The organism is Actibacterium ureilyticum (assembly GCF_002285435.1).
GTDB classification, from domain to species: domain Bacteria; phylum Pseudomonadota; class Alphaproteobacteria; order Rhodobacterales; family Rhodobacteraceae; genus Actibacterium_C; species Actibacterium_C ureilyticum.
Genome location: NZ_NSBT01000024.1, coordinates 324,369 through 344,864 on the forward strand (window position 1 = coordinate 324,369; position 20,496 = coordinate 344,864).

Here is a 20,496-nt window from a genome sequence, read left to right on the forward strand (position 1 = left end):
CAAGCGGGACGATGCGCAATAGAAAGCACCCAAGGACCCAACGGCGCCGAATGCGCGTTGAACGGGCAAAAGGTTGCGCAGGGAAGGGCCACGCATGACACGTATGATCGAACGCCTGTCGGAGATTTCATCAGAATACGAAGCATTGTTCGTCGACCTTTGGGGCTGTGTGCATGACGGGCGCAAACCCTTTCCCGACGCGGTTGCGGCGCTACAGGCGTATCGCGCGGCGGGCGGCGTGGTGGTTTTGCTGACCAACGCGCCGCGCCACCGGGCCAGCGTGGCAAAGCAACTGGCCGTTCTGGGCGTGCCCGAGGATGCCTGGGACACCATCACCACATCGGGCGACAGCGCCCGGGCCGCCATGTATCGCGGCGCGGTGGGGCAAAAGGTGTTTTTCATCGGCGAGCCGCATGACCAGACCTTTTTCGACCCGCTGCAGATCATCGAGGACCCGGTCGAGATCAGCCAGGTGCCGCTGGACGAGGCCGAGGGAATCGTCTGCACCGGCCCGTTCGACCCCCATGCCGATCCCGCCGAGCTGCGCCCGCAGCTGCTTTACGCCAAGCAGATGGGCATGAAGCTGCTCTGCGCCAACCCCGATATCGTGGTGGACCGGGGCGAGGTGCGCGAATGGTGCGCGGGCGCGGTGGCGCGGCTTTATACCGAAATGGGGGGCGAGAGCCTGTATTTCGGCAAGCCGCACCCGCCGATCTATGATCTGGCCCGGCGGCGCCTGGCCCAGGTGGCGCGGGTATCGGATGACCGAATCCTGGCCATTGGCGACGGCATCGCCACCGATATCCGCGGCGCGATGGGCGAGGATATCGACAGCCTGTTCATCACCGGCGGTCTGGCCGCGGCAGAGACCGAAACCACCCGGCAACCCGATGAAGATGCGCTTAACCGCTTTTTGGATAAGGAAAAATCGGCCCCGACCTATGCCATCGGCTTCCTGCGCTGATCCGAAACAGTCGATCAGCCAAGCAACATAATTGCGCCAAATTGGCAACATAGGTCCTAAAGTTGCTTTCGCGATTGCGCAGCCCGGGCGGTTTGTCTATGCTGCGCTGCAACATGGAATTGGAGGAGCAGATGCTCGACAATATGCCACGCGGAACGATTTGCATCGAGGATATCGAGATCGGTATGCGCCGCCATTTGCGCAAGGAAATCACCGATCGCGACATTGAGCTGTTTGCCGAAGTGTCCACCGACCACAACCCGGTGCACCTGGATGACAGCTATGCACAGGACACGATCTTCGAAGGGCGCATCGCCCATGGCATGTTGACCGCCGGGCTGATCTCGGCCGTGATCGGCGAACAACTGCCCGGCCATGGCACGATCTATCTGAAGCAATCGCTGACCTTCCTGGCCCCCGTCCGCCCCGGCGACGTGGTGATGGCCGAGGTCATCGTGACCGACATCCAGTTCGACAAGCGGCGCGTGGCCCTTGAATGTCTGTGTGTGGTGGGCGATACGGTCGTTCTGAAGGGTGAAGCGCTGGTTCTGGCGCCCAGCCGCAAGTTCGACTGATTGTGCCGGAACCCGGCACGCCCGGGGGCCGATGAAGACGCATCTGGAATTTACGGGTCTATCACCGGAAGATCGCGGCGCCAGCGCCGCGATTGGCAATTTCGACGGTGTGCATCTGGGCCATCAGGCGGTTCTGGACATTGCCCGGAACTGGGCCAACACCCATGACGCGCCGCTGGGCGTGGTCACGTTCGAGCCCCACCCGCGCGAGTTCTTTGCACCCGACGCCCCGCCCTTTCGCCTGATGAACGCCGAGGCGAAATCGAACCGGCTGGCCAAGCTGGGTGTCGAACAGCTGTTCCAACTGCCCTTCGATGCCGCATTGGCCGGTCTGACGCCCGAGGCATTCGCGCGTCAGGTGATCGCCGATGGGCTGGGCCTGCGCCATGTGGTGGTGGGGGCCGATTTCTGTTTCGGCAAGGGCCGCAAGGGCACCGCGCAGGACCTGAAGGCGTTCGGCCAGCAGATGGGGTTCGAAACAACGTTGGTGCCGCTCTTGGAAAATCTGGGCACGCCGGTCTCGTCCACCGCGATCCGCACCGCCCTGTCCGAAGGCCGCCCGCGCGACGCCGCCGCGATGCTGGGCCATTGGCACCGGATCGAAGGTGCGGTGCTGCACGGCGACAAGCGCGGCCGCGATCTGGGCTTTCCCACCGCAAACATGTCGGTCGACCGGCTGCACCCGCCGAAATTCGGCATCTATGCGGTGCTGATCGACATTCTGGACGGCCCGCACAAGGGCAGCTATCACGGCGCGGCCTCGGTCGGGATCCGGCCCACATTCGGGACCAATGTCCCGAATTGCGAGACCTTCATCTTCGACTTTGCCGGCGATCTCTACGGCACCCATGTCTCGGTCGCGCTGGTCGATTACCTGCGCCCCGAGGTCGCGTATACGACCCTGGACGCGCTGGTCGCGCAGATGCACGCCGATTGCGATCAGGCGCGCGCGATCCTCAAAGCGCTCTAGTCCTTTCTTTTCGCTGAACAAACGCTAGGCTCTTGCCCATGACCGACCCGATCACACGCACCGGGCTGCGTCCCCGGTTCTGGGAACGTGTGCCGCTGAAAAAGATGACCCAACCCGAGTGGGAGGCGCTGTGCGACGGCTGCGGCAAGTGCTGCCTGAACAAGCTGGAAGACGCCGACACCGGCGAGGTCGTGTTCACACGCATCGCCTGCAAGCTGCTGGACGATGAAACCTGCCGCTGCGCGCATTACCAGGTGCGCAAGACCATCGTGCCGGAATGCGTGGTGCTGACGCCCGGTAATATCGCCGACATCGCCTATTGGATGCCGCTAAGCTGCGCCTATCGCCGCCTTTACGAGGGGCGCAAGCTGGCCGACTGGCACCCGCTGGTATCGGGCCGGGCCGACAGCGTGCACGAGGCGGGCGTATCGGTTCAGGGCTGGACCCTGCCCGAGATCGAAGTGCCGGTCGAGGATTGGGAAGACCACGTGATCGACGAAGAGCTGTAAGCGCCATGGATTTCGCCTCGGACAACGCCGCCCCTGCCCCGCCGGAAATCCTGCGCGCGATCGAGGCCGCGAATGCGGGTCACGCGCGATCCTATGGCGCCGATGCGCTGAGCGAGCAGCTGACCCTGCGCATCCGCCAGATCTTCGAGGCGCCCGAGGCCGAGGTGTTTCTGGTCACCACCGGCACCGCCGCGAATGCGCTGTCGCTGGCTTGCCTGTGTCCGCCGTGGGGGACGATCTTTGCCCATAACGCAGCGCATATCGAGGTCGATGAATGCAGCGCGCCGGGCTTCATGACGGGCGGCGCCAAGCTGACGCTGCTGCCCGGGGCGCATGGCCGGATGGATCCCGCCGCGCTGGCCGATACGCTGGACGCGATTGACGAGACGGATATTCACCACGTGGCCAAGGGGCCGCTGTCGCTGACCAATGCCACCGAATACGGCACGGTCTATGGCCCGTCGGATCTGGCCGCGCTGACCGCGATTGCCCGCGACCACGGGCTGCGCGTGCATATGGACGGCGCGCGCTTCGCCAATGCGCTTGTCGCGCTGGAGTGCACCCCGGCCGAGCTGTCATGGAAGGCAGGCGCCGACATCCTGTGCCTGGGCGGCACCAAGAACGGGCTGCTGGGGGTCGAGGCGGTGGTGATCTTCGACCCGGCGCTGGCGTGGGAGTTTCAGCGCCGCCGGAAACAGGCCGGGCATCTGGCGTCGAAAAACCGCTATCTGTCGGCGCAGATGCTGGCGTTGTTGCAGGACGATCTGTGGCGCACGCTGGCGCGGCGGGCCAACCGCGCCGCGCGCTGGCTGTCCGATGCGGTGGCGCGCAGCCCGGGCGCCAGCATCACCCAGCCCACCGATGCCAACCTGGTCTTTGCCACCCTGCCCCGCGCCGCCGATGCCCGGCTGCGCGCGGCGGGCGCGCGCTATGCCGAATGGCCCGCCGAAGACCCCGCCACCCTGCCCGAGGATCGCGTGCATGTGCGGCTGGCCTGTAGCTGGTGCACGACCGACCCGGAAATCGAGCGGTTCATCGAGATCCTGCGCGGCTAGATCTTGCCCGCCAGATGCAGGTCCAGATCGTCCAGCCGGTCCTGCCCCCAGAACCGTTCGTCGCCATCGGTGATATAGAACGGCGCGCCGAAGACACCGCGCGACACGGCCTCTTCCAGGTTCGCGGCATAGGTCTCGGCCCCCGCCAGCAGCCCGCTATCGGCCAGACCCGCGTCGAACCCGGCCTGTTCCAGACAGGTGCGGATCACCGCGTCTTCGGCGATATCCTTCTCCTCGGCCCAGCAGGCGCGCAACAGCCCGTGCACCAACCCGCCCAGATCGCCCCCGCCCGCCGATTGCGCCGCGATCACCGCATAGGCCGACGGCGCGGCATTGGTCGGCCAGAACATCGGCTTGGCATTCAGCGGCAAGCCCGCCTTGGCCGCCTGACGGCGCAATTCCTGAAGGCGATAGGCCTGGCGGCTTTCGTGACGCTGCGGCACCGGCGTGCCCCCCGTCCGCGCAAACAGCTGGCCAATATCCACCGGTTTGTAAGCCACGCCGGCGCCGTGTTTTTCGGCGATCTCTTCCAACCTTGTGCCGGTCAGATAGGTGAAGGGCGAGATCATCGAAAAATAGTAGTCAATTTGCGTCATCTTGGCGGCTCCCTGTCGCGCGTGGTTTGCAAGATCGTAGCGGGGTGATAAGCGAAACCCACGTCACGAATCTGTCATCAGACTGCACCGGGATCGCTGCCATGCCCACTCTTACCGAACCCAAGCTTATTGCTGGAAACGCCAACCTGCCGCTGGCCGAAAAGATCGGGAAACGTATCTCGATGCATCGTGGGGCGCATGTCGGCCTGGTCGATGCCCGTGTCGAACGGTTCAACGACGGTGAAATCTTCGTCGAGGTTTACGAGAACGTGCGCGGCGAGGACATGTTCATCATCCAGTCCACGTCGAACCCCGCCAACGACAACCTTATGGAATTGCTGATCATTTCCGATGCGCTGCGCCGGTCTTCGGCGGCCCGCATCACGGCGGTGATCCCCTATTTCGGCTATGCCCGCCAGGACCGCCGGACCAAGGCCCGCACACCGATCAGCGCCAAGCTGGTGGCCAACATGATGGTTGGTGCCGGTATCGAGCGGATCCTGACCATGGACCTGCACGCGACGCAGATCCAGGGATTCTTCGACATTCCGGTCGACAACCTTTATGCCGCGCCGATCTTCTCGCTCGACATCCAGCACAATTTCAAGGGCCGCATGAAAGAGCTGATGGTCGTGTCGCCCGATGTGGGCGGCGTGGCCCGCGCGCGTGAGCTGGCCAAGCGGATCGACGCGCCGCTGTCCATTGTCGACAAACGCCGCGAAAAGCCCGGCGAAGTCGCCGAGATGACCGTGATCGGCGATGTGAAGGGCAAGACCTGCCTGATCGTCGACGACCTGTGCGACACCGCCGGTACGCTGTGCAAGGCCGCCGATCTGCTGATGCAGCACGGCGCGAAAGAGGTGCATTCCTATATCACACACGGTGTGCTGTCCGGACCGGCGGTCGAACGGGTGACCAATTCGGTCATGAAAAGCCTGGTCATCACGGATTCGATCGAACCCACCAAGGCCACGCAGAAGGCCAAGAATATCCGCATCGTGCCAACCGCGCCGATGTTCGCCCAGGCGATCCTGAACACCTGGAACGGCACGTCGGTCTCGTCGCTGTTCCAGCACGACACGCTGGCCCCGATCTATGAGGGGCTGTACAGCAGCTGATGCGGTTGGGGGCTCAGTAAAGCTCCCAATCGTCGTCCGACCGGGTTTCGCCAATGGCCATCCAGTCGGCGCGGATGCGGGCGATACGGGTGTCGCCCCAGGTCTTGAACACGATATCGAACCCCTCGGCCGTCACATTGTCGGCCGAGATATCGGCGCGGATGTTGGCACCGCTGGCCATGTCCCACATGCCGATGCCCACGGTCACCGCCGGTTTGGACCGGAACCGGTCCTTGAATGTCACGGCATGGGTCACCACTCGCGGCCCTGTGCCGGTCCACATCGGACCGCCGGAATCGAAATCTGAAAACAGGATTGCCGTTCCCTGCGCCACACCCAGTGAACGTGATTCCATACGCTGCATATAAAAATGTACCCTTCGGAAAGCCCGTTTTAGTCGAAACCGGTCGGTATTTTGTCCCTAACAGGCGTAAATCGCAATGTTAATCACGCAAGACGTGTGTGGCGCGGACCGCACCGCCCGCCGGGCAACAAAAAACCCCGCAATTTCTTGCGGGGTTTTTGGTTTTCAGTGATCAGCGGCGATCAGCCAAGGCCCACATGGGTGCCCATGGCGACCATGTCGGCCAAAAGCTTGGCCGCATCGTCCACCGGGCCAGGCTCGTTATGGCTGGCCTCCTGGGCGCTGGCATGCGCGGCGCGGGCTTCCTCGACCAGGGCGTCATAGGCCTCCTTGGTCATTTCGGCCACGGGCAGGGCACGCTCGGCCAGAACCGACAGGCCCTCGCCGATCTCGGCAAATCCGCCGGTCACGACGAATTCCAGATCGCCCTCGGGCGAAGCCACCTTCAGGATACCGGGACGCAGCGTTGTGATCAGCGGTGCGTGGCCCGGCATGGCCGTCAGGTCGCCTTCGGCGCCCGGGATCTGGACCGCTGTCACCTGAAGCGAGGCCAGGCTCTTTTCCGGTGACACCAGGTCAAATTGCATCGTATCTGCCATCAAGGGCCCCCTTAGGCAGCGTCGGCTGCCATTTTCTCGGCTTTGGCGATCACTTCGTCGATGTCACCGACCATATAGAACGCGCCTTCGGGCAGGTGGTCGTATTCACCGGCCACAACCGCCTTGAAGGAGGCGATGGTTTTTTCCAGCGGAACCTGAACACCGTCCGAACCGGTGAAGACTTTCGCCACGTCAAACGGCTGGCTGAGGAAACGCTGGATCTTCCGGGCGCGGGCCACGGTCAGCTTGTCCTCTTCGCTCAGTTCGTCCATGCCGAGGATCGCGATGATGTCCTGCAGCGACTTGTAACGCTGAAGGATACCCTGAACCTCGAACGCGACCTTGTAATGCTCTTCCCCCACAACGGCGGGGTCCATCAGGCGCGACGAGCTGTCCAGCGGGTCAACCGCCGGATAGATGCCCAGCTCCGAGATGGCGCGCGACAGAACGGTCGTGGCGTCCAGGTGCGCAAAGGTGGTTGCCGGCGCGGGGTCGGTCAGGTCGTCCGCGGGAACGTAGACGGCCTGGATCGAGGTGATCGAACCCTGCTTGGTCGAGGTGATGCGTTCCTGCATCGCGCCCATGTCGGTGGCCAGCGTCGGCTGATAGCCCACAGCCGAAGGAATACGGCCCAGCAGCGCCGACACCTCGGAACCCGCCTGGGTAAAGCGGAAGATGTTGTCGACGAAGAACAGAACGTCGGTCCCGGACTGGTCGCGGAACTGTTCGGCCAGGGTCAGGCCGGTCAGCGCCACACGGGCACGCGCCCCCGGAGGCTCGTTCATCTGGCCATAGACCAGCGCCACCTGGCTGTCTTCCAGGTTGTCGGGCTTGATCACGTTGGATTCGATCATCTCGTGATACAGGTCGTTGCCTTCGCGGGTCCGTTCACCCACACCGGCGAACACCGAATAGCCCGAGTGCACCTTGGCGATGTTGTTGATCAGTTCCATGATCAGAACCGTCTTGCCCACGCCGGCGCCGCCGAACAGGCCGATCTTGCCGCCCTTGGCGTAAGGTGCCAGCAGGTCGATGACCTTGATGCCGGTGACCAGGATTTCCGATTCCGTCGACTGTTCGTTGAACTCGGGCGCGGGCTGGTGGATCGCACGGGTTTCCGATGCCTTCACCGGGCCCTGCTCGTCCACAGGCTCGCCGATCACGTTCAGGATCCGGCCCAGGGTCGCGTTGCCCACGGGGATCGAGATCGGGGCGCCGCTGTCGGTCACGACCGCGCCGCGCACCAGACCTTCGGTCGCGTCCATCGCGATGGTCCGGACGGTGTTCTCACCCAGATGCTGGGCCACTTCCAGAACCAGTTTCTTCCCGTTGTTGTCGGTCTCAAGCGCGTTCAGGATCTCCGGCAGGTGATCGTCGAACTGCACGTCCACAACGGCGCCAATGACCTGGGTCACTTTGCCTTTTGCGTTTGCCATGTTTCGTCTCCGGTTCCGTTAGAGCGCTTCCGCGCCCGAAATGATTTCAATAAGCTCGTTGGTGATGACGGCCTGACGCGAGCGGTTGTACTCGATGGTCAGCCTGTCGATCATGTCGCCCGCATTGCGGGTCGCGTTGTCCATTGCCGACATCCGCGCGCCCTGTTCCGAGGCGGCGTTTTCCAGCAACGCGGTGAAGATCTGCGTCGCAACGCCCCGCGGCAGCAGGTCGACCAGAATGCCCTCTTCCGACGGCTCATAGTCGTACAGCGCACTGCCTTCGTCGCCCTCGGCGGGCTCGAACGTGGCCGGGATGACCTGCTTTTCGGTCGGGATCTGGCTGATCACCGACTGGAACGTGTTGAAGAAGATCGTCGCAACGTCGAATTCCCCGGCGTCGAAACGGCCCAGGATGTCACGCGCGATGTCCTGCGCGTTGACATAGCCCAGCGTCTTGACTTCGCTCAGGTCCACATGGCCGACGAACAGGCTGGCATAGTCACGCTTCAGCTGCTCGCGGCCCTTCTTGCCCACGGTCAGGATCTTGACCGTCTTGCCGGCCGCCTGCAGCGCCTCGATGCGCGCCTTGGCCTTCTTCACGATCGAGCTGTTGAAGCCGCCGCACAGACCGCGCTCCGAGGTCATGACGACCAACAGCTGCACCTGGTCGCTGCCGGTGCCCGACAGCAGGCGCGGCGCGCCAGAGGATCCCGCGACCGAAGCCGCAAGACCGCCCATCACCGCGTTCATGCGCTCGGCATAGGGCCGGGCGCTTTCGGCGGCATCCTGGGCGCGGCGGAGCTTGGCCGCCGCGACCATCTGCATGGCCTTGGTGATCTTCCGCGTCGACTTGACGCTTTCGATCCTATTCTTGAGGTCCTTTAGGCTTGGCATCTATCCGATCCTTACCTGCCCTCAGGCGAAATCTTTGGCGAATTCGTCGATGACAGCTTTCAGGCGGTCAGCAGCATCGCCCTTGATTTTCGGGTCTTCGTTGGTGATCCAGTCCAGCGTGTCCTGGTGCTTCTGGCGCAGGAAGGTCAGCAGACCTGCCTCGAACCGGCCCACCTGGTTCACCGGAACCTTGTCCAGATACCCGTTGGTGCCCGCGAAGATCACACAGACGATTTCCGCGTTGGTCAGCGGCGCGTATTGCGGCTGCTTCATCAGCTCTGTCAGGCGCGCACCACGGTTCAGCAGCTGCTGGGTGGCGGCATCCAGGTCCGAACCGAACTGGGCAAAGGCCGCCATCTCGCGGTACTGGGCCAGCGACAGTTTCACCGGACCGGCGACCGAGGACATCGCCTTGGTCTGGGCCGACGAGCCCACGCGCGAAACCGACAGGCCGGTGTTCACAGCCGGGCGGATACCCTGATAGAACAGCTCGGTTTCCAGGAAGATCTGACCGTCGGTGATCGAGATCACGTTGGTCGGAATAAACGCCGAAACGTCGCCGCCCTGGGTTTCGATGATCGGCAGCGCGGTCAGCGAACCTGCGCCGTGATCCTCGTTCAGCTTCGCCGAACGCTCCAGCAGGCGCGAGTGCAGATAGAAAACGTCACCCGGATAGGCTTCACGCCCCGGCGGACGGCGCAGCAGCAGCGACATCTGACGATACGAAACCGCCTGCTTGGACAGGTCATCATAGATGATCAGCGCGTGCTTGCCGTTGTCGCGGAAGAATTCGGCCATCGCGGTCGCGGCATAGGGTGCCAGGAACTGCATCGGCGCGGGGTCGGACGCGGTTGCGGCCACCACGATCGAATAATCGATCGCGCCGGTTTCTTCCAGCTTCTTCACCAGCTGGGCAACGGTCGAACGCTTCTGACCGACCGCGACATAGACGCAGTATAGTTTCTTGCTTTCGTCGTCGCCGGCGGCGTCGTTATAGGATTTCTGGTTCAGGATCGCGTCCAGCGCCACGGCGGTCTTGCCGGTCTGGCGGTCGCCGATGATCAGCTCGCGCTGGCCACGGCCGATCGGGATCATCGCGTCGACCGATTTCAGGCCGGTCGCCATCGGCTCGTGCACCGATTTACGCGGGATGATGCCCGGCGCCTTGACATCGGCGATGCGGCGCTCGGACGCCGCGATCGGGCCCTTGCCGTCAATCGGGTTGCCCAGCGCGTCCACAACACGGCCCAGCAGCGCCTCGCCCGCGGGCACGTCCACGATGGCGTTGGTGCGCTTGACGGTGTCGCCTTCCTTGATGTCCCGGTCCGAACCGAAGATCACGACACCCACGTTGTCGACCTCCAGGTTCAGCGCCATCCCGCGGATACCGCCGGGGAATTCGACCATCTCGCCGGCCTGAATGTTGTCGAGGCCGTGCACACGGGCGATGCCGTCACCGACGCTCAGCACGCGGCCAACTTCGGCAACTTCTGCTTCCTGACCGAAATTCTTGATCTGGTCCTTCAGGATCGCAGAGATCTCAGCTGCTTGGATACCCATTTATCCGACCTCTTTCATGGTGTTCTGGAGTGCGTTGAGCTTCGAACGGATCGAGGTATCGATCATCTTCGAGCCCACTTTTACGATAAGACCGCCGATAAGGCTTTCATCGACGGTCGTGTTGATCTTGACGTCCTTGCCCGTGCTCGCCTTGAGCGACGCGGCCAGTTCGTCCTGCTGGGCCGCGCTCAGCGCGGTCGCGGCGACGACATCTGCGGTGATCTCGCCCTTTTCCTCGGCGATCATCGCGCGCAGGCCCGCGGCCAGTTGCGGCAGCACGAACAGACGGCGCTTGGACGCCATCAGGCCCAGCGCGTTGGTCACGGTATCCGACAGACCGATCTTCTTGGCGATCGCGGTCACCGCTGCGCTCTGCGCCTCGCGGCCATAGACCGGCGACGCGATCAGGTCGCGGAAATCGGCGCTTTCGCTCAGCAGGGCCTCGATTTCACCGAGGTCCTTTTCGAGGGACTCGAGCTGTTTGGATTCTTTGGCCAGTTCGAAAATGGCCGTGGCATAGCGCGCAGCAATGCCGGAGGAGATCGAAGCTGGTTCGGACACGTCCACCCTTCCGATGTCTTTGGCCTCATCAGTTTCCGCAGGACGCGGCAATGAGGCAGATCATTCTGCGCCCCGGAACGGGTGCGCTTCCGAAATCGGCGTGGGTGTAACAGAGCAAATCTATCCTAGCAACATCCAAGAATGACATTATGTAAGCCATTTTGATGTTTGCCGTCCGGGGTTGGCGCTAACACCACGGATTCGCTGCGCGCCCCGCTGATCCGGGCGCAGAATCACCGCACGCGTCAGGCGGGCTCGGTCCCGGCCTTGGGCAGCCCCTCCAGCACGCGCAGCGGGCGCTTGACCGCCTCGGGCAGGCCCGGCCCCACCGGGCGATAGACCTGCTTGGTCGCCTCGACCATCAGCACACCGCCCGCGTAATAGCGGCTGACCTTGCGGCCGAACCGTTCCCAGACCGGCGAGGTCTTGAGCCAGAACCGTTTATGCGACGGCGGGGCGAACAGCGCCGCGCGGTGGTCCTCGGGCTGGAACCCGTGCTTTTTCAACTGCGATTCCAGCTGGCTCAGGGAATAGGGCCGGCCGAAGCCGAACGGCGTGGCGTCGCGGCTGGACCACAGGCCCGACCGGTTCGGCACGATGAACAGCACACGCCCCCCCGGCCCCAGCGCCCGCGCGGTTTCCTCGAGCAGGGCCGAGGGGTTATCGCTGGTCTCCAGCCCGTGCATCATCACCAGCTTGTCGACCAGCCCGGTGGCCAGCGGCCATTGGGTTTCCTCGACCAGCACCGACATGTTGTCCTGCCCCGCGGGCCAGGGCATCACGCCCTGCGGGCCGGGCATCAACCCGATCACCCGGCGGGCATCCTGCATATAGGGGCGCAGCAGCGGCACGGCGAAGCCGAACCCCGCGACGGTCTGGCCCTTGGCCTCGGGCCAGAAGGTCAGAACCTGGTCCCGGATCGACCGCTGCGCCACCCGCCCCAGATTGGTGCGGTAGTAGAAGTTTCTGAGGTCGAGCACATCCAGGTGCATTGCAGTCGGCCTTGGGATCGGCAAAAATTCCAGTGCAGAATAGCGAACAGGACACAAAACGCCATGCCTCTCGACATCGTGACGATCCCCTGCCTGAGCGACAATTACGCCTATCTGGTGAAAGGTCCCGACGGGGTGTGCCTGATCGACGCACCCGAGGCCGGGCCCGTTATTGCCGCGCTTGATGCGCGCGGCTGGTCGCTGCGGGCGATTCTGATCACGCATCATCACCACGACCACGTGGGCGGCGTGGCCGAGCTGCGCGCGCGATACGGCTGCAAGGTGATGGGCCCCAAGGCCGAGGAATCGAAGCTGCCGCCGCTGGACATGGCCCTGACCGAGGGGATGAACGGCGGCACCGGCGAATCCTATACCGTGCCGCTGCACGTGCCGGGGCACACGGCGGGCCACATGGCCTATCACTTCCCCCGCGCCAATGCCGTTTTCACCGCCGACAGCCTGATGGTGATGGGCTGCGGGCGGCTGTTCGAAGGCACGCCGGAAATGATGTGGGACAGCCTGTGCAAACTGGCCGCGCTGCCGGACGAGACACGGGTCTATTCCGGTCACGAATACACGCAATCCAACATGAAATTCGCGCTCAGTATTGATCCCGACAATGCCGCGCTTACATCACGTTCAAAGGCGGTGGACGCCGCACGCGATGCTGGACAGCCAACCGTGCCCGCCCTACTGTCAGAGGAACGCGCGACCAATCCCTTCCTGCGCGCCCACCTTCCCGAGATGAAGGCCGCCATGGGCATGGAAACGGAAAGCGATGTCGCGGTATTTGCCGAAATCCGCGCGCAAAAAGACAGATTTTGAGCCGAGGATACGGGTCTGCCCGCCACGAATGCGCTCAAAAATGATGCGAATGCCGGATGGATATGCGGATGTCGGCAGAAAAAACTTGAAGCGCGGTGAAGAACACCAAACTTTAAGTTTATGAGGCCACGGTTGAGGACGGGCCCGCCATCCCTCCCCTCGGCCCTACAGAAGAAGGAGCACATCGCGTGCCGTCGTTTTCGAATACACTCGAGCAAGCCATTCATTCGGCGCTGGCCCTGGCCAATGCGCGCCGCCACGAACTCGCAACGCTGGAACACCTGTTGCTGGCGCTGATCGACGAACCCGACGCGGCCAAGGTCATGCAGGCCTGTTCGGTCGACCTGGAAGAGCTGCGCAAGACGCTGGTGGACTTCATCGATGACGAGCTTTCGACGCTGGTCACCAGCATCGAAGGGTCCGAAGCCGTGCCGACCGCCGCGTTCCAGCGCGTGATCCAACGCGCCGCGATCCATGTCCAGTCCTCGGGCCGGACCGAAGTGACCGGTGCCAATGTGCTGGTCGCGATCTTTGCCGAACGCGAATCCAACGCCGCCTATTTCCTGCAGGAACAGGACATGACCCGCTATGACGCGGTGAATTACATCGCCCATGGCGTGGCCAAGGATCCCAGCTTCGGCGAAAGCCGCCCCGTGACGGGCGCCGATTTCGGCGAAGAGGAAACCGCCACCGCCCAGCAGGCCGAAGAAGGCAGCAACAAGGAATCGGCGCTGGCCAAATACTGTGTCGACCTGAACGCCAAATCGGCCGAAGGCGATGTCGATCCGCTGATCGGCCGCGCGGACGAGGTCGAGCGTTGCATCCAGGTGCTGTGCCGCCGCCGCAAGAACAACCCGCTTCTGGTGGGCGATCCCGGCGTGGGCAAGACCGCCATTGCCGAAGGGCTGGCCTATAAGATCGTCAACGGCGAAACGCCCGAGGTTCTGTCGAAATCCACGATCTATTCGCTGGATATGGGCGCACTTCTGGCCGGCACCCGCTATCGCGGCGATTTCGAGGAACGGCTGAAAGCGGTCGTGTCCGAGCTGGAAGAGCATCCCGATGCGATCCTGTTCATCGACGAGATCCACACCGTCATCGGCGCGGGCGCCACATCGGGCGGCGCGATGGATGCCAGCAACCTGCTGAAACCCGCGCTGCAGGGTGGCAAGCTGCGCTGCATGGGCTCCACCACCTATAAGGAGTTCCGCCAGCATTTCGAAAAGGACCGCGCGCTGAGCCGCCGGTTCCAGAAGATCGACGTGGTCGAACCCTCGGTCGAGGATTCGGTGAAGATCCTGACCGGTCTGAAACCGTATTTCGAGGAACACCACGACATCAAATACACCAGCGACGCGATCAAGACCGCGGTCGAGCTGTCGGCGCGTTATATCCATGACCGGAAACTGCCTGACAAGGCCATCGACGTGATCGACGAGGCTGGCGCGGCGCAGCATCTGGTCGCCGAAAGCAAGCGGCGCAAGACCATCGGCGTGAAAGAGATCGAGGCCGTGGTGGCCAAGATCGCCCGCATCCCGCCGAAGAACGTCACCAAGGATGACGCAATCGTGCTCAAGGACCTGGAGCGCACGCTGAAACGCGTGGTCTTCGGCCAGGATCTGGCGATCGAGGCGCTGTCCTCGGCGATCAAGCTGTCGCGGGCGGGCCTGCGCGAGCCGGAAAAACCCATCGGCAACTATCTGTTCGCCGGGCCCACCGGCGTCGGCAAGACCGAGGTCGCCAAGCAATTGGCCGATACGCTGGGCGTGGAACTGCTGCGGTTCGACATGTCGGAATACATGGAGAAACACGCGGTCAGCCGGCTGATCGGCGCGCCTCCGGGCTATGTGGGCTTCGACCAGGGCGGTCTGCTGACCGACGGGGTCGACCAGCACCCGCATTGCGTGCTGCTGCTGGACGAGATCGAAAAGGCGCACCCGGATGTGTTCAACATTCTGCTGCAGGTGATGGACCACGGCAAACTGACCGACCACAATGGCCGTCAGGTGGATTTCCGCAACGTGATCCTGATCATGACCTCGAACGCGGGCGCCGCCGAACAGGCCAAATCCGCCATCGGTTTCGGCCGCGACCGGCGCGAGGGCGAGGATACCGCCGCGATCGAGCGCACCTTCAGCCCCGAATTCCGCAACCGTCTGGATGCAGTGGTCAGCTTTGCCCCGCTGGGCAAAGAGGTCATCCTGCAGGTGGTCGAGAAATTCGTGCTGCAGCTGGAAGCCCAGCTGATGGACCGCGATGTCAGCATCGAACTGACCCGCCCCGCCGCCGAATGGCTGGCCGAAAAGGGCTATGACGACAAGATGGGCGCGCGCCCCCTGGGCCGTGTGATCCAGGAAAACATCAAGAAGCCGCTGGCCGAAGAGCTGCTGTTCGGCAAGCTGGCCAAGGGCGGTGTCGTCAAGGTCGGCGTCAAGGATGGCAAGATCGACCTGCGCATCGAAGAGCCGGAAAAACGACGGCTCTCGTCAAAGAAACCCCCGCTTCTGACAGCGGACTGATACCGGAAACCCCGCCCATGTGGCGGGGTTTTCCTTATGTGCGCGCCGGCTGCCCTGTTGCGGGCCATATTGTCGAACGGGATCACGACCGCGCCCTGAGCGCTCCGCGCAGGATCACCAGCCCGGTCAGCACCAGCACCGGGCCACAGATGGAAATCCCGCGCCAATCCGTCCCCAGCACACCGCGATCCATCCCCAGCGACACCGCGACACCGTAAAAACCGACCACCCACATGCCGATCAGAATCGCGCCACGCTCCAACCGGGTGTTCCGCGCGGCAATCGCCGGCATCAGAAGCGCCAGGGAAAACGCCAGCATCGCCAGGTCATAGTCATAATTATAGGGGCTGATCAGCGCCGATACGAAAACCGCCGCGCCGATCCGGCGCCGAAGCCCCGCGCCCGAAACCTGCACCGCAATCAACAGCGCAATGGCCGCCGCCGCGCTGCACAGATGCAGCACCATCGCCAGGGTCGGGCCCAACCCCGCCGACAGCCCGAAGGCGAAAACCGATGTCATCCGAAACAGCGGATATTGCCCCGCGCGCAGAAAATCCTGGGTGGCCGCGGCCGCGTCGATGAACCACCCCCAGGCGGCGGGACCGTATGCCAGCGTGGCAACGCCACAGGCCAACAGGCTGACCGCGAAAGCCACGGCAACCATGCCCCAGCGCCGATCCAGGACGGACCACAGCCCCACGCCCAAAGCCAGATGCGGCTTGATCACCATCAGCCCCAGCGGCACCCCGGCCCAAACCGACCGCCGCAACGCCAGCAGACACGCCAAACCGATCAGCCCGCCAGTCAGGAAGCTGTTCTGCCCCGACCGGATCACGATCGGGAACAGCGCCAGGCATAAGACAAGCGTTGCATGAAACTGCGGCCCCGCAATGGCCCGCAGGATCCACAGATAGGCCGCCAGCGTGCCCCCCATGAACAGCAGATAGGACAGCCAGTTCGGCGCCTGCGCAAAGGGCGCAACCACAAGGTTGAAGGGCGGCGGATAGCTCCAGATCAGCGGCTCGCCATATCCCACAAGCGCCTGCTGCCGCGCGTCGAACACCGCCGGATCATAGGCACCTTGCAACTGCCCTTCGCCGATCATCTGCCCGACCAGGTAAAAGGCGTCGAAATCGATCAGGACGCTCTTGCCAGCCTGCACGGGCCGGGCCAACTCGAACGCGATATCGCCAGCCAGCACCGCCGCCGCCACGCACAGCAACAACAGGGTGATCGGGCGCAGCGTGATCATGGGCGCTTCGCGATCATAACTGACGCGATGGGCGGGCGGCGCATCCACGCCCCTCACCGCTCGGTCAGTTTCAGCTCGATCCGGCGGTTCTGGGCGCGGGCCTGGGGGGTGTTTTCGGTGTTGACCGGGCGGTATTCGCCGAACCCCGTGGCCGCCAGATGTTCGGCCGGAAAGCCCAGACCGTCGATCATGTAGCGGACCACCGACAGCGCGCGGGCCTGGCTGAGCTCCCAGTTGTCGGCATAGCGCGCGCCGGGCGCTAGCGGCGTGTCGTCGGTATGGCCGTCAACGCGGATGATCCAGTCGATCTGCGGCGGGATCTCGTCGGCCACATCGCTGAGGATCGCGGCCACATTGGCGATCTGCGCCCGCCCCTCGGCCGCCAGCTGGGCCGAGGCGGGTTCAAACAGCACCTCGGACGAGAACACGAACCGGTCGCCGACGATGCGCACGCCCTCGCGCCCGGCCAGAACGCTGCGCAACCGGCCGAAGAATTCCGAGCGATAGTTCTTCAGATCCTTGGCCTCGGCGTTCAGGCGGGCGGCTTCTTCCTCCAGCCGCTTGCGCTCGGCCGCTTCCAGCTCGGCCCGGCGGCGCTGTTCCGACGCGACCTGCGCCAGCGCGGTGTTCAGCTGACTGCCCAGCGCCTCGAGTTGGACCTGCGCGGCCTCGTCCCGTTCGCTGGCGGCATCCAGCAGCGTCTGAAGACTGCCCAACTGGCTTCGCAGCGCGGCGACCTGCTGGTTCAACAGCGCCAGCTTGCGCTGGCTTTCGGCTGATTTCGCCTCTTCCTCGGACAGGGCCTGATTGGCGGCGGCCAACAGTGCGGCGCGCTCTTCGGCTTCGGTCATCTGTTCGGTGGCCTGTTGTTCGGCGGCCAGTTTCGCGGCCAGCGCGGCGGCCAGCTGTCGTTCGATCTCGGCCCGGTCGCGGGTATCCTCAGTCGTGGCGTCCAGCGTCCCGCGCAGCGCATCGCGTTCGGCCTGGGTGTCGGTCAGGTCCTGCAACGCCGCCGCAAGTCGCTCGTTCAGACCGTCGCGCGCGATATTGGCCGCGGCCAGCAGGGTCAGGGTTTCCTCGGCCTTCTTGCGCTGCTCTTCCAGCGCTAGGGTCATCGCGGTCAGCTCGTCCTCGGCCCCTTGCAGCTTGTCGCGCAGGGCCTGCGCGGCGGCGGCTTCGGCCAGGCGCGCGGCCTCTTCTGCGCTCAGTTTCTCGGTCAGCTCGGCCATCTGCCGGGTGTTGATGGTGTTGGCGGCCTCGGCCTCGGCGGTGCGGCGGCGCAGATCGTCGACCAATGCCTCCAGCGCATCGCTTTGCGCCGCGGCCAGGCGCGCGGCCTCGGTCTGGGCGTCGATCTCGTCCCGCAGGTTGGCCAGCGCCAGCGCCTGCGCCTCGCGCGCGCTCAGCAGTTCGGCCCGCTCCGCGCTTAACCCCTCGACCTGCGCCAGCGCATCGTCACGCTGCGCCAAAAGCCCCGCGACCTGAGCCTCGAACTCGGTGATCTGCGCTTCGGCCGCATCCAGCGCGCCCGAGGTTTCGGTCAGCTGCGCCGTCAGATTGGCGATCAGCGCGCTTTGGCTTTCCGCCTGCGCCCGCGCATCGGCGAGCGAGGCATCGAGCACCCCCACCTGATCCTCAAGATCCGACGCCCGGCGCTGTTCCAGCCCCAGCGTTTCGGCCAGCGCGGTCAGTTCGGCGTTCAGCTCGCTCAGTTGGGTTTCCTGCCCGGTAATGGTCTCGCGCAGCATGAATTGCACGATCATGAAGATCGACAGCACGAACATCAGCACCAGCAAAAGCGCGGTCATCGCATCGACGAAACCGGGCCAGATCGAGGCCTGGAACCGTTGCCCTGTGCGCCGGGTGAGTGCCACCTAGCTGCCCCCCGATCTGCGCAGGTCGTGAACGGCCCGCGCCAATGCGGCCAGATCGCCCCGCAAGTCGGTCAGGGTTTCCTGACGCCCGGCCGAGATCTCTTCGAGGATGCGCAGCAATTGCACGTCGATCGACCGCAGGCGCATCCGGCTTTCGGCATCGACATAGCTGCCGCCATCGGTGTTCTCGCGGTTCTGCAGCGCCGCGATCAACCGTTCCTGCCCATCGGCGACCCGGGCCAGCGCGGCCGCATTGCCGGTGTCGCCCGAAAGCCGGTCGGTCAGGCGTTCGACCGATCCCGCCACCTGTTCCAGCCGCGCGTCCATCGCGCTGCGGTCGGCCTGCGATTGCTGGAACAGCTCTTGCAGGGCGTCCATCTGCGCGGCCATGTGGTCCAGCGCATGGCCCATCGCCCCGCCCTCGCCCGCATCCGCGTCGCCGCTGGAAAAGCCCAGCCGGGTGATGGTCGAAAGCCACTCTTCCAGCTCGCGATAGAACCGGTTCTGGCCGTGGCCCGCGAACAGCTCCAGCAGGCCCACCACCAGTGACCCTGCCAGCCCCAACAGCGACGAGGCAAAGGCCGTGCCCATCCCGCCCAGCTGTTCCTCGAGCCCGACCATCAGGCGCGAAAACACCTCGACCCCGCCTTCGCCATCCTGCGGCGCCAACGAGCGGATGGTTTCGACCACCGCCGGAACGGTTGTGGCCAGACCATAAAACGTGCCCAGAAGGCCCAGGAAAATCAGCAGGTTGACGATATAACGCGTGATATCGCGCAGCTCTTCGATCCGGGTGGCCACTGATTCCAGGATCGACCGGGCCGATGACGCGCCGATCTGCATCCGCGCCCCGCGCGACCGCAACAGCGCGGCCAGCGGCGCCAGCAGGCGGGGGGCACGCGTGACCTCGTGCCCCGGCCGTTCCGAGGCGAACCCCTCGATCCAGTGCACCGACGAGATCAGCTGGATCACCTGCCAGAAACAGGCCAGTACGCCGATCAGGAACACCAGAAGGATCACACCGTTCAGATACGGGTTCGACAGGAACACCGGTGCCACGCGCGGATAAGCGACATAGGCGCCAAAGGAAAACAGCCCCACGGCCACCAGCATCAGGAAAATCTGGCGCACGGGTTGGGAAAAATGCGGCTCGGCCTCGCGCTCGGTCAATGGCATGGAATGCGTCCTGCGCCCTTTTGTTCTTGGCGCAAGACTAGGCCAAGCGCCGCAGCGTCACAACACGCAATTCACGGCGCCCGTCCATCAGGGCACCATTCGGCGCACCCGCGCGTTCAGCCAGGCCAGATCGGGGTCGTCGATGCCCAGCTGCGACAGGTGATCGACGGTGTTGTGCAGGTATTCGGTGTTGGGCCCGCGTTCACCATGGGCACGGGCGATGATAGCGGCCTGTTCTTCCAGCGTCAGTTGTCCGCAATACTGGTCATGCTTGGGATCGACGACATAGGTCGTGGCCTGCACCTGTTCCCCACCAACCAGCGTGATCGGCACCCGCGCCTCGTAATAGGCATAGGAGACCAGCTCGCGCGCGCGCAAGATGGCCAGGGTCTCGTCCTCGGCCCCCGGAGTCACCCGGAACCCCAGCCCCAGGCAACTGCCCCCCGGCGCGGCGTCCAGCGCCAGCACCAGACCCGGTGCATCCTTGGTGCCGCGATAGTGGATCGACCACATGCAGAACGACCGGTGATAGCCATCCAGCCGCGCCACCTGACGTTCGGCCACGGGAAAGCCCGGGTCCCACATCAGCGATCCGTATCCGAAAACCCAAAGCGGCTGGTCTGACATTGGCTGGTCCTCTTGCGCGACTGTCTTTAA

The 20,496-nt window shown here is 64.2% G+C and carries 20 protein-coding genes; 8 read left to right on the forward strand and 12 right to left on the reverse strand.

The window, feature by feature from the left end:
• Positions 1–94 precede the first annotated feature (94 nt).
• From CLM60_RS07650 to CLM60_RS07670, 5 genes are all read left to right on the forward strand, one after another.
• The gene (locus CLM60_RS07650; protein WP_095588568.1) at positions 95–964 is read left to right on the forward strand and encodes a TIGR01459 family HAD-type hydrolase; all 870 of its coding nucleotides are present in this window, start codon (positions 95–97) and stop codon (positions 962–964) included.
• Positions 965–1,095: 131 nt separating this feature from the next.
• Positions 1,096–1,539, forward strand: a complete 444-nt coding sequence (locus tag CLM60_RS07655; RefSeq protein ID WP_095588688.1) for a MaoC family dehydratase — start codon at positions 1,096–1,098, stop codon at positions 1,537–1,539.
• Between the two features lie 31 nt (positions 1,540–1,570).
• The gene (locus CLM60_RS07660; RefSeq protein WP_095588569.1) at positions 1,571–2,509 is read left to right on the forward strand and encodes a bifunctional riboflavin kinase/FAD synthetase; all 939 of its coding nucleotides are present in this window, start codon (positions 1,571–1,573) and stop codon (positions 2,507–2,509) included.
• A gap of 38 nt (positions 2,510–2,547) precedes the next feature.
• Positions 2,548–3,018, forward strand: coding sequence for a YcgN family cysteine cluster protein (locus CLM60_RS07665; protein ID WP_095588570.1), 471 nt, complete (start codon positions 2,548–2,550; stop codon positions 3,016–3,018).
• Between the two features lie 5 nt (positions 3,019–3,023).
• Positions 3,024–4,073: a threonine aldolase family protein gene (locus tag CLM60_RS07670; RefSeq protein WP_095588571.1), complete on the forward strand. Its 1,050-nt coding sequence runs from the start codon at positions 3,024–3,026 to the stop codon at positions 4,071–4,073.
• Here the strand turns inward: CLM60_RS07670 and CLM60_RS07675 are convergent.
• Positions 4,070–4,669, reverse strand: a complete 600-nt coding sequence (locus CLM60_RS07675; RefSeq protein WP_095588572.1) for a 2-hydroxychromene-2-carboxylate isomerase — start codon at positions 4,667–4,669, stop codon at positions 4,070–4,072. The two genes, CLM60_RS07670 and CLM60_RS07675, sit on opposite strands and share 4 nt — an antisense overlap.
• A gap of 101 nt (positions 4,670–4,770) precedes the next feature.
• Here CLM60_RS07675 and CLM60_RS07680 point away from each other — a divergent pair, with 101 nt between their 5' ends.
• Positions 4,771–5,787 carry a ribose-phosphate pyrophosphokinase gene (locus CLM60_RS07680; RefSeq protein WP_095588689.1) on the forward strand — a complete coding sequence of 339 codons (1,017 nt, stop codon included), beginning with the start codon at positions 4,771–4,773 and terminating at the stop codon, positions 5,785–5,787.
• A gap of 13 nt (positions 5,788–5,800) precedes the next feature.
• On the opposite strand, the gene CLM60_RS07685 is transcribed toward CLM60_RS07680, so the two are convergent.
• The 7 genes from CLM60_RS07685 to CLM60_RS07715 all read right to left on the reverse strand — a co-directional run bounded on the left by CLM60_RS07685 (position 5,801) and on the right by CLM60_RS07715 (position 12,193).
• The gene (locus tag CLM60_RS07685; protein WP_095588573.1) at positions 5,801–6,151 is read right to left on the reverse strand and encodes an H-type lectin domain-containing protein; all 351 of its coding nucleotides are present in this window, start codon (positions 6,149–6,151) and stop codon (positions 5,801–5,803) included.
• Between the two features lie 182 nt (positions 6,152–6,333).
• A complete protein-coding gene (locus CLM60_RS07690) occupies positions 6,334–6,750 on the reverse strand; it encodes a F0F1 ATP synthase subunit epsilon (RefSeq protein WP_095588574.1) in 417 nt (138 codons plus the stop codon).
• A gap of 11 nt (positions 6,751–6,761) precedes the next feature.
• Positions 6,762–8,186, reverse strand: coding sequence for a F0F1 ATP synthase subunit beta (atpD, locus tag CLM60_RS07695; RefSeq protein ID WP_095588575.1), 1,425 nt, complete (start codon positions 8,184–8,186; stop codon positions 6,762–6,764).
• 18 nt (positions 8,187–8,204) lie between these two features.
• The gene (locus tag CLM60_RS07700) at positions 8,205–9,080 is read right to left on the reverse strand and encodes a F0F1 ATP synthase subunit gamma (protein WP_095588576.1); all 876 of its coding nucleotides are present in this window, start codon (positions 9,078–9,080) and stop codon (positions 8,205–8,207) included.
• A 21-nt stretch (positions 9,081–9,101) separates the two neighbouring features.
• A complete protein-coding gene (gene atpA, locus CLM60_RS07705; RefSeq protein ID WP_095588577.1) occupies positions 9,102–10,640 on the reverse strand; it encodes a F0F1 ATP synthase subunit alpha in 1,539 nt (512 codons plus the stop codon).
• On the reverse strand, positions 10,641–11,201 hold the full coding sequence (locus tag CLM60_RS07710) for a F0F1 ATP synthase subunit delta (protein ID WP_095588690.1): 561 nt from the start codon (positions 11,199–11,201) through the stop codon (positions 10,641–10,643).
• Between the two features lie 245 nt (positions 11,202–11,446).
• Entirely contained in the window at positions 11,447–12,193 is a 747-nt protein-coding gene (locus CLM60_RS07715; protein WP_095588578.1) for a class I SAM-dependent methyltransferase, read from the reverse strand.
• A gap of 63 nt (positions 12,194–12,256) precedes the next feature.
• Between CLM60_RS07715 and gloB the strand changes: the two genes are divergently transcribed.
• Together gloB and clpA are read left to right on the forward strand one after the other, a co-directional pair.
• Complete coding sequence (gene gloB, locus CLM60_RS07720; protein WP_095588579.1) at positions 12,257–13,018, forward strand: hydroxyacylglutathione hydrolase; 762 nt, start codon at positions 12,257–12,259, stop codon at positions 13,016–13,018.
• A 188-nt stretch (positions 13,019–13,206) separates the two neighbouring features.
• Entirely contained in the window at positions 13,207–15,537 is a 2,331-nt protein-coding gene (gene clpA, locus CLM60_RS07725; RefSeq protein WP_095588580.1) for an ATP-dependent Clp protease ATP-binding subunit ClpA, read from the forward strand.
• Between the two features lie 82 nt (positions 15,538–15,619).
• Here clpA and CLM60_RS07730 read toward each other — a convergent pair whose 3' ends face one another.
• The 4 genes from CLM60_RS07730 to CLM60_RS07745 form a co-directional block, all read right to left on the reverse strand.
• The gene (locus CLM60_RS07730) at positions 15,620–16,789 is read right to left on the reverse strand and encodes a glycosyltransferase family 87 protein (RefSeq protein WP_141246481.1); all 1,170 of its coding nucleotides are present in this window, start codon (positions 16,787–16,789) and stop codon (positions 15,620–15,622) included.
• A gap of 53 nt (positions 16,790–16,842) precedes the next feature.
• Complete coding sequence (locus CLM60_RS07735) at positions 16,843–18,663, reverse strand: peptidoglycan -binding protein (RefSeq protein ID WP_095588582.1); 1,821 nt, start codon at positions 18,661–18,663, stop codon at positions 16,843–16,845.
• Complete coding sequence (locus CLM60_RS07740) at positions 18,664–19,839, reverse strand: biopolymer transporter ExbB (RefSeq protein WP_095588583.1); 1,176 nt, start codon at positions 19,837–19,839, stop codon at positions 18,664–18,666. It abuts the gene before it with no gap.
• An 87-nt stretch (positions 19,840–19,926) separates the two neighbouring features.
• Entirely contained in the window at positions 19,927–20,466 is a 540-nt protein-coding gene (locus CLM60_RS07745) for a gamma-glutamylcyclotransferase (protein WP_095588584.1), read from the reverse strand.
• Positions 20,467–20,496 lie beyond the last annotated feature (30 nt).

Coding starts and splice junctions, on each gene's coding strand:
- CLM60_RS07650 (WP_095588568.1), top strand. CDS start 95: ATGACACGTATGATCGAACGCCTGTCGGAGATTTCATCAGAATACGAA.
- CLM60_RS07655 (WP_095588688.1), top strand. CDS start 1,096: ATGCTCGACAATATGCCACGCGGAACGATTTGCATCGAGGATATCGAG.
- CLM60_RS07660 (WP_095588569.1), top strand. CDS start 1,571: ATGAAGACGCATCTGGAATTTACGGGTCTATCACCGGAAGATCGCGGC.
- CLM60_RS07665 (WP_095588570.1), top strand. CDS start 2,548: ATGACCGACCCGATCACACGCACCGGGCTGCGTCCCCGGTTCTGGGAA.
- CLM60_RS07670 (WP_095588571.1), top strand. CDS start 3,024: ATGGATTTCGCCTCGGACAACGCCGCCCCTGCCCCGCCGGAAATCCTG.
- CLM60_RS07675 (WP_095588572.1), bottom strand. CDS start 4,669: ATGACGCAAATTGACTACTATTTTTCGATGATCTCGCCCTTCACCTAT.
- CLM60_RS07680 (WP_095588689.1), top strand. CDS start 4,771: ATGCCCACTCTTACCGAACCCAAGCTTATTGCTGGAAACGCCAACCTG.
- CLM60_RS07685 (WP_095588573.1), bottom strand. CDS start 6,151: ATGCAGCGTATGGAATCACGTTCACTGGGTGTGGCGCAGGGAACGGCA.
- CLM60_RS07690 (WP_095588574.1), bottom strand. CDS start 6,750: ATGGCAGATACGATGCAATTTGACCTGGTGTCACCGGAAAAGAGCCTG.
- atpD (WP_095588575.1), bottom strand. CDS start 8,186: ATGGCAAACGCAAAAGGCAAAGTGACCCAGGTCATTGGCGCCGTTGTG.
- CLM60_RS07700 (WP_095588576.1), bottom strand. CDS start 9,080: ATGCCAAGCCTAAAGGACCTCAAGAATAGGATCGAAAGCGTCAAGTCG.
- atpA (WP_095588577.1), bottom strand. CDS start 10,640: ATGGGTATCCAAGCAGCTGAGATCTCTGCGATCCTGAAGGACCAGATC.
- CLM60_RS07715 (WP_095588578.1), bottom strand. CDS start 12,193: ATGCACCTGGATGTGCTCGACCTCAGAAACTTCTACTACCGCACCAAT.
- gloB (WP_095588579.1), top strand. CDS start 12,257: ATGCCTCTCGACATCGTGACGATCCCCTGCCTGAGCGACAATTACGCC.
- CLM60_RS07730 (WP_141246481.1), bottom strand. CDS start 16,789: ATGATCACGCTGCGCCCGATCACCCTGTTGTTGCTGTGCGTGGCGGCG.
- CLM60_RS07740 (WP_095588583.1), bottom strand. CDS start 19,839: ATGCCATTGACCGAGCGCGAGGCCGAGCCGCATTTTTCCCAACCCGTG.
- CLM60_RS07745 (WP_095588584.1), bottom strand. CDS start 20,466: ATGTCAGACCAGCCGCTTTGGGTTTTCGGATACGGATCGCTGATGTGG.